This is a genomic window from Trichocoleus sp. ST-U1 (assembly GCF_039961835.1).
Taxonomy (GTDB): Bacteria; Cyanobacteriota; Cyanobacteriia; order Cyanobacteriales; family FACHB-T130; genus FACHB-T130.
The window spans coordinates 19,082-30,000 of record NZ_JAMPJZ010000062.1 but is presented as its reverse complement, the minus strand read 5'-3'; the positions used below and the strand labels follow the sequence as shown (position 1 = coordinate 30,000).

The 10,919-nt window shown below is 48.1% G+C and carries 7 protein-coding genes, 1 tRNA gene, 2 rRNA genes and 2 pseudogenes (1 of these 12 cut by a window edge); 6 read left to right on the top strand and 6 right to left on the bottom strand.

All coding sequences use genetic code 11. The features are described from left to right. The 3 genes from NDA06_RS19420 to NDA06_RS19410 all read right to left on the bottom strand — a co-directional run. Positions 1-835, bottom strand: a 23S ribosomal RNA gene (locus NDA06_RS19420); it reaches 2,053 nt to the left of the window's first position. Between the two features lie 271 nt (positions 836-1,106). Next, a tRNA-Ile gene (locus NDA06_RS19415) sits at positions 1,107-1,180 on the bottom strand. A 109-nt stretch (positions 1,181-1,289) separates the two neighbouring features. After that, positions 1,290-2,780: ribosomal RNA gene (locus NDA06_RS19410) — 16S ribosomal RNA — on the bottom strand. Together the 16S and 23S rRNA genes with 1 tRNA gene alongside form the textbook arrangement of a ribosomal RNA operon. A 420-nt stretch (positions 2,781-3,200) precedes the next feature. Between NDA06_RS19410 and NDA06_RS19405 the strand changes: the two are divergent. The 5 genes and pseudogenes from NDA06_RS19405 to NDA06_RS19385 all read left to right on the top strand — a co-directional run. Beyond that, positions 3,201-3,338, top strand: a pseudogene (locus NDA06_RS19405) (nicotinate-nucleotide diphosphorylase (carboxylating)); the annotation flags it as partial. Positions 3,339-3,988: 650 nt separating this feature from the next. Beyond that, on the top strand, positions 3,989-5,275 hold the full coding sequence (locus NDA06_RS19400) for a DEAD/DEAH box helicase (protein WP_190986686.1): 1,287 nt from the start codon (positions 3,989-3,991) through the stop codon (positions 5,273-5,275). 224 nt (positions 5,276-5,499) lie between these two features. After that, positions 5,500-6,132 (top strand): Uma2 family endonuclease, encoded by a 633-nt coding sequence (locus NDA06_RS19395; RefSeq protein ID WP_190986685.1) that lies wholly within the window; start codon positions 5,500-5,502, stop codon positions 6,130-6,132. Between the two features lie 21 nt (positions 6,133-6,153). Next, positions 6,154-6,228: pseudogene (locus tag NDA06_RS19390) on the top strand (nucleotidyltransferase family protein); the annotation flags it as partial. A 39-nt stretch (positions 6,229-6,267) separates the two neighbouring features. Then, complete coding sequence (locus NDA06_RS19385; RefSeq protein WP_190986684.1) at positions 6,268-7,881, top strand: AAA family ATPase; 1,614 nt, start codon at positions 6,268-6,270, stop codon at positions 7,879-7,881. A gap of 147 nt (positions 7,882-8,028) precedes the next feature. On the opposite strand, the gene NDA06_RS19380 is transcribed toward NDA06_RS19385, so the two are convergent. The 3 genes from NDA06_RS19380 to NDA06_RS19370 form a co-directional block, all read right to left on the bottom strand. After that, the gene (locus NDA06_RS19380; RefSeq protein WP_190986683.1) at positions 8,029-8,811 is read right to left on the bottom strand and encodes an intradiol ring-cleavage dioxygenase; all 783 of its coding nucleotides are present in this window, start codon (positions 8,809-8,811) and stop codon (positions 8,029-8,031) included. A gap of 293 nt (positions 8,812-9,104) precedes the next feature. Next, positions 9,105-9,707 carry a hypothetical protein gene (locus NDA06_RS19375; RefSeq protein WP_347277052.1) on the bottom strand — a complete coding sequence of 201 codons (603 nt, stop codon included), beginning with the start codon at positions 9,705-9,707 and terminating at the stop codon, positions 9,105-9,107. 85 nt (positions 9,708-9,792) lie between these two features. Beyond that, positions 9,793-9,978, bottom strand: coding sequence for a hypothetical protein (locus NDA06_RS19370; RefSeq protein ID WP_190986682.1), 186 nt, complete (start codon positions 9,976-9,978; stop codon positions 9,793-9,795). Between the two features lie 84 nt (positions 9,979-10,062). Here NDA06_RS19370 and NDA06_RS19365 point away from each other — a divergent pair, with 84 nt between their 5' ends. Next, positions 10,063-10,866 (top strand): SDR family NAD(P)-dependent oxidoreductase, encoded by an 804-nt coding sequence (locus tag NDA06_RS19365; protein WP_190986681.1) that lies wholly within the window; start codon positions 10,063-10,065, stop codon positions 10,864-10,866. The last annotated feature ends 53 nt before the right edge of the window (positions 10,867-10,919 follow it).

Here is a 10,919-nt window from a genome sequence, read left to right as displayed (position 1 = left end):
ACCAGCTAGCTCCGGGTTCGATTGGCATTTCACCCCTAACCACACCTCATCCGCTGATTTTTCAACATCAGTCGGTTCGGACCTCCACTTGGTGTTACCCAAGCTTCATCCTGGACATGGTTAGATCACCCGGGTTCGGGTCTATAAACAGTGACTTATCGCCCTTTTCAGACTCGCTTTCGCTTTGGCTTGAGCATTGAATGCTTTGACCTGCCACTGCTTATAAGTCGCCGGCTCATTCTTCAACAGGCACACGGTCACTCGTTCAATCGAGCTTCCATTGCTTGTAAGCTTACGGTTTCACGTTCTATTTCACTCCCCTTCCGGGGTTCTTTTCACCTTTCCCTCGCGGTACTGGTTCGCTATTGGTCACACAGTAGTATTTAGCCTTACCGAGTGGTCTCGGCTGATTCACACGGGATTTCACGTGCCCCGTGCTACTCGGGATTCAGCTAGGGCTTTTGAAGCTTTCGACTACAGGACTTTTACCTTCTCTGGTGCAGTTTTCAGTTGCTTTGTCTAACTTCTCGAGTCCCACGTTGCTGTCCCACTACCCCACCAAGCATGCTTGATGGTTTAGGCTCTTCCCGTTTCGCTCACCACTACTCAGGGAATCTCTTTTGATTTCTTTTCCTCCAGCTACTAAGATGTTTCAGTTCACTGGGTTGGCTCTTTACTGCCTATGGATTCAGCAGTTAGTTCTTTGGGGTTGCCCCATTCGGATATCTCCGGCTCATTGCTTGCTTCCAGCTCCCCGGAGCGTTTCGTCGGTCGCCACGTCCTTCATCGCCTCTGTGTGCCGAGGGATCCACCATAAGCTCTTTGTAGCTTGACCACATTCTCTTGCTTGGATGATACGGACGCCTTCTTCGATTGGACGTCTCGTTTTTTCCTGCTTTTTAACGTTACTATGCAGTTTTCAAGGTTCTTTGGCTGGAATTAGAGTCCAGCAGTCTCTCTGAGGCTTTTCGAGTTTCAGAGTCGATGCTGACTTCTTTTTCCGGTTTTCGGTTTCGACTTGCTCGGGTTATAGATATGCCACTCAACCGGGCTTCCCAACTTAAGCTTTACCCTCTTACTTGTCAAGCAATCAGCTTGACTTTAGGTGGGCCATCCTGGACTCGAACCAGGGACCTCACCCTTATCAGGGGTGCGCTCTAACCACCTGAGCTAATAGCCCATAAACCGGAACCGTAATAGTTTGAAAGCTTTTGATGACACGACCTCGACGACCTGGGATGACCTTCTGTGACCGACTTCATCGGTGCTCAGAGGTTCGGTCTCCCTTAAAAGGAGGTGATCCAGCCACACCTTCCGGTACGGCTACCTTGTTACGACTTCACCCCAGTCATCAGCCCTGCCTTCGGCGTCCCCCTCCTTTGCAGGTTAGGGTAACGACTTCGGGCGTGGCCAACTCCCATGGTGTGACGGGCGGTGTGTACAAGGCCCGGGAACGGATTCACCGCCGTATGCTGACCGGCGATTACTAGCGATTCCGCCTTCACGCAGGCGAGTTGCAGCCTGCGATCTGAACTGAGCCACGGTTTATGGGATTTGCTTGTCATTGCTAACTTGCTGCCCTTTGTCCGTAGCATTGTAGTACGTGTGTAGCCCAGGACGTAAGGGGCATGCTGACTTGACGTCATCCCCACCTTCCTCCGGTTTGTCACCGGCAGTCTCCCTAAAGTGCCCAACTTAATGATGGCAACTAAGGACGAGGGTTGCGCTCGTTGCGGGACTTAACCCAACATCTCACGACACGAGCTGACGACAGCCATGCACCACCTGTGTTCCGGTTCCCGAAGGCACCCTTCTGTTTCCAGAAGGTTCCGGACATGTCAAGTCCTGGTAAGGTTCTTCGCGTTGCATCGAATTAAACCACATACTCCACCGCTTGTGCGGGCCCCCGTCAATTCCTTTGAGTTTCACACTTGCGTGCGTACTCCCCAGGCGGGATACTTAACGCGTTAGCTACGGCGCGGCCCGGGTCGATACAGGCCACACCTAGTATCCATCGTTTACGGCTAGGACTACTGGGGTATCTAATCCCATTCGCTCCCCTAGCTTTCGTCCCTCAGTGTCAGTTGCAGTCCAGCAGAGCGCTTTCGCCACCGGTGTTCTTCCCAATCTCTACGCATTTCACCGCTACACTGGGAATTCCCTCTACCCCTACTGCACTCTAGCCGTTCAGTTTCCACCGCCTTTCCAGGGTTAAGCCCCGGTCTTTAACGGCAGACTTGAACAGCCACCTACGGACGCTTTACGCCCAATTATTCCGGATAACGCTTGCATCCTCCGTATTACCGCGGCTGCTGGCACGGAGTTAGCCGATGCTGATTCCTCAGGTACCGTCATTTTTTTCTTCCCTGAGAAAAGGGGTTTACAATCCAAGAACCTTCCTCCCCCACGCGGTCTTGCTCCGTCAGGCTTTCGCCCATTGCGGAAAATTCCCCACTGCTGCCTCCCGTAGGAGTCTGGGCCGTGTCTCAGTCCCAGTGTGGCTGATCGTCCTCTCAGACCAGCTACCGATCGTCGCCTTGGTAAGCTTTTACCTTACCAACTAGCTAATCGGACGCGAGCTCATCTTCAGGCTATAAATATTTCACCTCTCGGCACATCCGGTCTTAGCAGTCGTTTCCAACTGTTATCCCCGTCCTGAAGGCAGATTCTCACGCGTTACTCACCCGTCCGCCACTAGAATCCGAAGATTCCCGTTCGACTTGCATGTGTTAAGCAGACCGCCAGCGTTCATCCTGAGCCAGGATCAAACTCTCCATTGTGTTAAGTGAGTTTGTTTTTTTGGCTATTGGAAACTATAAGTTTCCTACCGACTTCGTCTTGGTGATTGAAGTTTCCTCCAATTCACCTGATTTTTTTGACGAGGTACTTGTGTTTACTTGGCTTTCAAACTATTATTTTTTCTAGGTTCGGTGCGCTTCGGTGTCGCTTCACTTTCGCTTGCTCTCCCGACCGCTTTATTAATGTAGCAACCACGAACCGCTTCTGTCAACTGTTTTGAAAAACTTTTTTGGAAAACTCTCAAAAGCTCCAAGGGCGCAGCTTTTGGGCTAAGTTGGTTGGACAAACTTTTAGAAAAATTAGGGGAAAACTGAAGTGGTGAGTCCCAGGGCTGTTCTACCTCCCTCGATCGTATTAGACCCGATGTTACGCAGCTGGTTGTTGGAAGATGTCGGTCGCGGCGATCGCTCGAGTCAAAGTACGCGATGCAGATGGGAGGAGCGATGAACCACCAGATGGAACTAGATGATGCTGTAATGATTAAGGATAATCACATTGCTGTAGCTGGAGGAATTGGCGAGGCGATCGCTCGTATCCGTAGGTAGATGGTGAATAAAGTGGCGACCTTGACTGACCTCCACTTTGATATTGGATCTTCCTGGCTACTCAATCGTTAGAAAAAGCGGCTTCTTTTGATGAGCGACCAGCGCATTACTAAGGAGGGGCTAGTTCTGAATTAAGGCTCAAGAACACCGCCGCTAAGAACTGAACGGAGGAAGTGTTGAGCCGATTGCAAGCCCTGACTCATTAGAAGTGCAATCGTGGTACCCAAATGATGCAAACTCAACAAACCCACACGTAGCTCTCAAAGTAAGCGTTTTGATAGCAAAAGTAGCAGATTAACAAGTAGCAGATGAAGACAATGCGGGGGAAAGCCACAGATGAATAAGAGTTTCTGCTTTAACCCTGTTGACCGCACTGTACAGCGACTTGAGTAAAATTGTCAAAATTGAACAAACTCCCAAGAAGCGGGAGAGCATTGTGAAGAGCTTAGCTTACCCCATCCTTCTTCAGATATTTTGTCCGAATGTCTGTTAGGATGAGTTTCTGCCAGTACATTCCGGTCTGTTGCTGGCGCATTGGAAAAAAGCTCATTTAAGCCATCCAACTGAACTACAAATTTCCTGCTCTTAGACTGGCCCCAGGCACTTGATTTGGGATAGGGGCATTACTAGGAGCGATCGCATCCATGACATTTCGTAACCTCGGTCTTTCAACGGACCTGCTTCGTGCTGTGGCTGACTCTGGCTATACTGAGCCAACCCCCATTCAGCAGCAAGCAATTCCCGCCATCCTGAAAGGGCAAGACATTTTCGCTAGCGCCCAAACTGGAACGGGCAAGACTGCTGGCTTTACCCTGCCTTTACTGCAACTCCTGGGTACTGCCAACGCCAACCAGGTGCATCGCAGACCTCGTGCCCTCATCCTCACACCTACTCGCGAACTGGCAGATCAGGTAAAAGATAGCGTCAAAACTTATGGAAAATACCTGTCGCTGCGAGCAGCAGCCATCTATGGCGGCGTGGGAATTAAGCCGCAAGTTCAAACGCTGCATCGGGGAGTTGATATTGTAGTCGCTACACCCGGTCGCTTGCTCGACCACGTTGGGCAAAAGACGGTCGATCTCTCGAAGATAGAGATACTGGTGCTGGATGAATGCGATCGCATGTTAGATATGGGCTTCATCCGCGACATCCGCAAAATTTTGGCAGTGCTACCTGCATCGAGGCAAACGCTGATGTTTTCTGCCACCTTCTCTAAACCGATTCAGCAGCTTGCCAGCACCCTACTAAAGTCTCCGACCCAGATCGAAGTAGCTCCCCGGAATACCGCCGCACAGCAGGTAGAGCAGGTGGTTCATCCGGTCGATCGCAATCGCAAGCGAGAACTGCTTTCTCATATGATTGGGTTCCACAATTGGCAACAAGTGCTAGTCTTCACCCGGACGAAACACGGAGCCAACCGTCTAGCTGAGCAACTTGCTCAAGATGGGCTGAAAAGCACTGCAATTCATGGCAACAAAAGTCAGGCAGCCCGTACCCGTGCTTTGCAAGACTTTAAGCAAGGAAAAGTGCGAGTATTAGTTGCCACCGATGTAGCATCACGGGGTCTAGATATCGATCAGCTCCCCCACGTAGTCAACTTTGAACTTCCTAATGTACCAGAAGACTACGTGCATCGCATTGGTCGCACAGGTCGCGCTGGTAACGAAGGAAGAGCGGTTTCCCTCGTCAGCGAAGATGAATACCCATTCCTCAAAGACATCGAACGATTACTCAATCAAACCCTTGTGAAAGACGTGATTCCAGGCTACGAGCCAACTGCCCCAGTCCGGAAAGTGGTAGACCAAGCGAAAGGTCAGCGCGCAAATCAAGGGCGCAGTAACCGAGCAAAGTCCCATGCACCATCCGCACCTACCCGCAGCAAAAAGCCCAGCGCACCAGGACGCGCTCGAAAAAGTCTGCATACTGCTTAAATTTCTGGCGATTGCCGCCTAGTTAAGGCGAGATACCCGGCTTTTTTAAAAAGTTGGGTATTTTTGTTAAGGGCTGACAATGTGGTTGGCAAGGGGTGCGGTGCGAAATACAGGTTTGCGATCGCTATTTGGCAATTGCTGTCAGTTAGTCATCCATGATAATTATGGGTGAATGGCGAGTTACGGTTGAAGAAGCTACCCCAGCAATCAATGGAGGAAGACCAATGACCGTTACTATTCCCATTCGTGCCATTGAACTCACTCCCGGTAGCACGATTAGCATTCATAACTTGTCTTGGCAAGACTTTGTACAGATTCTTACGGAACTGGGAGAAAAGCGTAGCACCCGCATTGCGTACTACCGAGGAACTCTCGAAATCATGTCCCCTTTGGCACTGCACGAACGCCCCCATCGCATCATTGCTGATATCGTCAAAGCTATCTTAGATGCTCAAGGGCGGGACTGGGAAGATTTTGGCTCAACTACTCTAAAGCAACCAGAAATTGCTGGAGTCGAACCCGATACCTGTTTTTACATCCAGAATGCCAGTCGTGTCCGGGGTTGCACCAATATGGATTTAGCGGTTTACCCACCCCCGGATCTTGCCATTGAGTCTGATGTCACTTCAAAGACTACCTTGAACGCCTACGAAGCGCTGTGCGTTCCGGAAGTATGGATCTATCGGAGTTGCCAACTTAAGATTTACATTCTACAAAATGGTGACTACGCGGAATCATCTGTCAGTTCTATCTTTCCCGATCTTCCCATCACCAAAATGATTCCCCAATTGGTGCAAAAAGCCATTGATGAGGGAACCAGTCGGATGCTGCGCGAATTGAAATTGCAACTGGGTTAATATCAGGAAAGATTTACCCCGATCGCGCTTTTGAATCTCCCCAATTGGTGGTTAGCTGGCGGTGCAGTACGAAATACGGTTTGGCGATCGCTATTTGCCAACGACTATCTATTATTCCTCATATAATTGAAAATTATGAACTTTGAAATAACGATTAAGAATTATCGATGCTTTTCCGATTTGAATCCTGTTCGCTTTGTTTTCCAAAAAGGATTCACCGCCTTTGTAGGAGTTAATAATGCAGGTAAGTCATCACTGCTAAAGTTTTTCTATGAATTTCGCTCTATTTTTGAACAACTATCGATTGATAAAGATAATGGTTTTAATTTTGCTAACAAAGATAATGTTTTTAATTCTGTATTAAGTGGCAATTATATTCCTTTTAAAAAACCTTCTACTGTCCGGTATATTGAAGAATTATTTTATAACGGCAATGAACGCTCCATAACAATTGAAATTAAGCTAAGTGAACCCGTTTCTTCTTCAAATCCACTGATAGATAAAGTCCAAAAATTAGTTTTAACAATTCCTAGAGCTGAGAACAAGTTTACCGCGAAACTATATTATCATACAGGTGATATTTTAAGTCGCTATGAAGCCAACTTTTACAAACCATTTGGGGAAATTTTTTATAAACTTAAAAACACTTTATATATAAGTTCATTTCGCAATATTCTCAATGTAGAATTTATGAGAAAAGAGGGTGAAGACAGCCAATTTTCCGTAGAAAAAAAATATTTTGATATTGATGCAGGTATTTATTTTCTAGAAAAATGGCGTTCTCTAAAACATGGTAGCGATAAAAGAAGCCAAGAAATTCTTTATACAGTTACTCAAGATATCTGTAGAATTTTTAATTTTAATAGTTTGGAAATCAATGCTTCGGATGACGAATTTACACTTTTTCTGATTATTGATGGAAAAAGCTATAAACTTTCAGAGCAAGGATCTGGAATTACTCAATTTATTCTTGTTCTTGCAAACGCAGCTATCAAACAGCCAGATTATATCTTAATAGATGAACCAGAACTCAACTTACATCCCTCTCTTCAGCTAGATTTTTTGACAAGCCTTGGTTCTTTTGCTAAAGAAGGAGTTCTCTTTGCTACTCATAGCATTGGTCTAGCACGATCAAGTGCTGAGTTAATATATTCTATCTGCAAGAGCAATAAAGGTGGAAGTGAAATACGCCAACTTGAAGCAACTCGAAACTTGTCACAGTTACTTGGAGAACTCAACTTCTCTACCTACAATGAGCTAGGCTTTGACAAAATTCTACTTGTTGAAGGTGCTACGGAAGTTAGGACAATACAGCAATTTCTTCGGAAGTATGGAAAGGAGCATCAGATTGTACTTTTATCTTTGGGAGGTTCCGATATGATTAAAGAGAAATCTGAAGCAGAACTGGCAGAAATCAAGCGTATTTCTCAAAAAATCTTTGCGCTAATTGATAGTGAACGTTCTAATCCTAGTGCTGACCTAGATCAAACTAGAAACGCATTTTGTGAAACCTGTAAGAAGCTAGGAATAGAATGCCGGGTACTTGAGCGTAGAGCTATGGAAAATTACTTCACTGATAGAGCGATAAAAGAATTTAAAGGACCAAAATACCAAGAGCTTCAACCTTATGACAAGCTTGAAGATGCTCAGTATCAGTGGGGCAAAGCAGAAAACTGGCGCATAGCCCAGAAAATGACGAAAGAAGAGCTGGACAATACAGACCTTGGCGAGTTTCTTGCTTCTTTGTGAATTAGATCAAAAGATTAGGGTAGGACGAGGTGCAACAGGTAATCTGTTTGTGTTTCGTCGTGAGTGATTTGGGCGTTTTGAGCGATCGCGTTCTATCAACTCTGCAATTATGAAGAATGCGATCGCTCACAAGTAAAATCCGATCGTTCAAGTCATCTGAAGCCCAATATCGAAGGTTCCCACGTAGCCTTGTGCATCCTGGGTAAGCTGGAGCATCAGTTGATCGCCTCCATCCTGAAAGATGCCATCTCGATCGTTCCTCTGGGTGCGCTGTCCCTTAGCAGCATAGGGAGGCTGTGCGTGGACTCGATCCGTGAGAGCATCGTCGAAGTAAAGCTGCGAGGTAAACTCAGAACCGCGCCCAGACGCAGAATCGGTGCGAATCTTGAAGTGAATGTGAACCGTTCTGCCTGGATACCAACCAGGATAGATCGTTACGAACTCCACGGTTCCATTTGCATCCGTCACCTGATTTCCGCGCAAGAACTTCTGCCCTTGCGTATCCCCGTTGAAGTCCCGGACATCCGAATAAACACCCAGCGCGTCACAGTGCCAAATGTCTACAGTTGCACTCCTCAAAGGTGTACAGGATCTTCCATCAATCCCAGAGACTCGAAACACCAAACGCAACGGTACTCCTGGCTTTACCGAACCGTCAGAAGGATCTGAGCGGATATCAGAGCGGTTAAGCTTCTCATCCACGAAATATGGCCCTTCCGTCTGTTGGGGTTTTACCACGCAAGTCGGAGTCTGCGCGATCGCTATCGGAGTCGGTGTCTGAGTTGATGAACTTATCGGTTTTGCTGAGATAGACTCTCCGCGCCAGCATCCCACAAGCGATACTGCCGCTGTTCCCCCTAGGAAGCCAAGCACCTGTCGTCGCTTCATCATGGAGATAAGGGAAATTCTTTTCAGACGGTTTTTTTTCATTTCATCGGCTCCAAATAGAATTATCGCAATTTACCTAGGCGGTTGAAACCGCGTCTACACAGACAAAACCCGCCTGCGTGGGTTTCAAAATCTTTGATTTGTCTTAAGCATTCTCAACTGGGCGGTTGAAACCGCGTCTACACAGACAAAACCCGCCTGCGCGGGTTTCAAAATCTTTGATTTGTCTTAAGTCCGCGCAGGCGGACTTAGTTTGTTTAGCCGCGATTTCTAATCGCCAGGGCTTATTGAAAATTTGGTCGTATCCACGAAAGGGTCGCTAAATTGATTCAAGCTTATTGCTGAAGAGGAGGTACGTCTGATTGGTTGCCATCTTGAGGTGGACGGGGCGGAACTCCCAGCGCATTTACCAGTTGCTCTTCCGTCACGCCGAGTTTTGCCGCCACCGCCTTAAAATCGGGTCGGGGTGGGCGTTGTCCCGGTTCGGGCGGTGTAGTTGGTGGGTTTGCAGGTACTCCCAGTGCTGCCTTCAAATTGGCTTCTGACACACCCAGCTTCTGCGCTGCGGCTGCAAAATCGGGACGGGGCGGACGGGGCGGAACTCCCAACGCATTTACCAATTGTTGTTCGGTAATGCCGAGTTTTGCCGCCGCTGCCTTAAAGTCGGGACGAGGTGGGCGTTGTCCTGGTGTAGGATTCGCTGGCACTCCCAGTGCTTCTTTTAACTTAGCTTCTGAAATGCCCAATTTCTGAGCCGCTGTGGCAAAATCTGGTCCTCGTCTGCGTCCCTGTCCCTGCTGTTGTTGATTGGGCTGGGATGAGTTTTGGGCTTGTCGGTTAGGCGATTGAGCGATCGCCTGATTAAGAGTCACACATCCAAACGTTCCAACTAGAACAGGAATCGCGATCGCTGCTAACAGTCGGCGGGTATTTATCACAAGCTTGCTCCTTCGGTTGAATCTCGAAACGTGTCTATAGATTCAATTAAGCTCAACCAAAATTACAGCTTACCCTTCGTCTAAATTACAGTTTTGTAATCTGAGCTAGTGAACGCGAGATGCCCGACTTTTTGGAAAAGTCGGGCATCGGAACCGCAGGCGATCGCGTGAACTCCAGAAAAGCAACCTCAAACACACAACAGCGATACTTCCTTGGAAAGACGCGATCGCACAGATGTCTTCCTAGGATTAGTAAGAGTTGCGATCGCATTCGCGCAGACTGTCTGGTCGCGAAAAAGAAGCACAATCCACAGCTTTCCTAGCGTGGAGAAGTCCTACAGGAGTTTAAATGGTTATGAATAGTTCGTCGAACCGACCTCTGGCTGTCGTAACAGGTGCCTCTAAGGGCATCGGTTACGAGCTTGCCAAACAGTTCGCCCAAAACGGCTTTGATCTTCTCGTCACAGCCACCGGATCGAGTATCGATGAAGCCGCTCAAACCTTTGAGGGACTAGGTGCCAAGGTCGAGACGGTGCAGGCTGATCTTGCTACTTATGACGGTGTAGAGACACTCTACAACCAGATTAAGGCGACTGGCAGATCGGTAGAGGCGATCGCGATAAATGCAGGGGTCGGTGTCGGTGGTGATTTCGCCCGCGAGACTGACCTAAAGGACGAGCTAAATCTCATCAACCTGAACGTCGTTTCATCTGTGCATCTCGCCAAACGGGTAGTGAAAGATATGGTCGAGCGCGGTAAGGGTCGAATCCTCTTCACTTCGTCAATTGCTGCCATCATGCCAGGGCCATTTGAAGCAGTCTACGCGGCTTCCAAAGCATTTGTACACTCCTTCTCGGAAGCGCTACGCAACGAGTTAAAGGATACAGGCGTCACTGTTACCTCACTCATGCCTGGGCCAACTGATACCAACTTCTTCCATAGTGCGGGAATGGACGACACCACGGTAGGTACAAAACAGAACGATGACCCGGCTGAAGTCGCCAAACAGGGTTTCGATGCCTTAATGGCAGGCAAGGATCACATCATCGCTGGTTCGCTCCTGACGAAGATTCAGGGCAATGTAAGCAAGGTGTTGCCTGATACCGTCAAGGCTGAGCTGCATCGTCAGATGACTAAGCCTGAGTCGGCTAACAAGTAACGCACGCAGTGCCTTCCCGATCATCTGTTGTATATAAAGGTGTTTTGGCAGGC

What these genes read in the sequence shown, in the direction of transcription:
- NDA06_RS19400 (WP_190986686.1), top strand. Translation starts at nt 3,989, where the DNA reads ATGACATTTCGTAACCTCGGTCTTTCAACGGACCTGCTTCGTGCTGTG.
- NDA06_RS19395 (WP_190986685.1), top strand. Translation starts at nt 5,500, where the DNA reads ATGACCGTTACTATTCCCATTCGTGCCATTGAACTCACTCCCGGTAGC.
- NDA06_RS19385 (WP_190986684.1), top strand. Translation starts at nt 6,268, where the DNA reads ATGAACTTTGAAATAACGATTAAGAATTATCGATGCTTTTCCGATTTG.
- NDA06_RS19380 (WP_190986683.1), bottom strand. Translation starts at nt 8,811, where the DNA reads ATGAAAAAAAACCGTCTGAAAAGAATTTCCCTTATCTCCATGATGAAG.
- NDA06_RS19370 (WP_190986682.1), bottom strand. Translation starts at nt 9,978, where the DNA reads ATGCGATCGCAACTCTTACTAATCCTAGGAAGACATCTGTGCGATCGC.
- NDA06_RS19365 (WP_190986681.1), top strand. Translation starts at nt 10,063, where the DNA reads ATGAATAGTTCGTCGAACCGACCTCTGGCTGTCGTAACAGGTGCCTCT.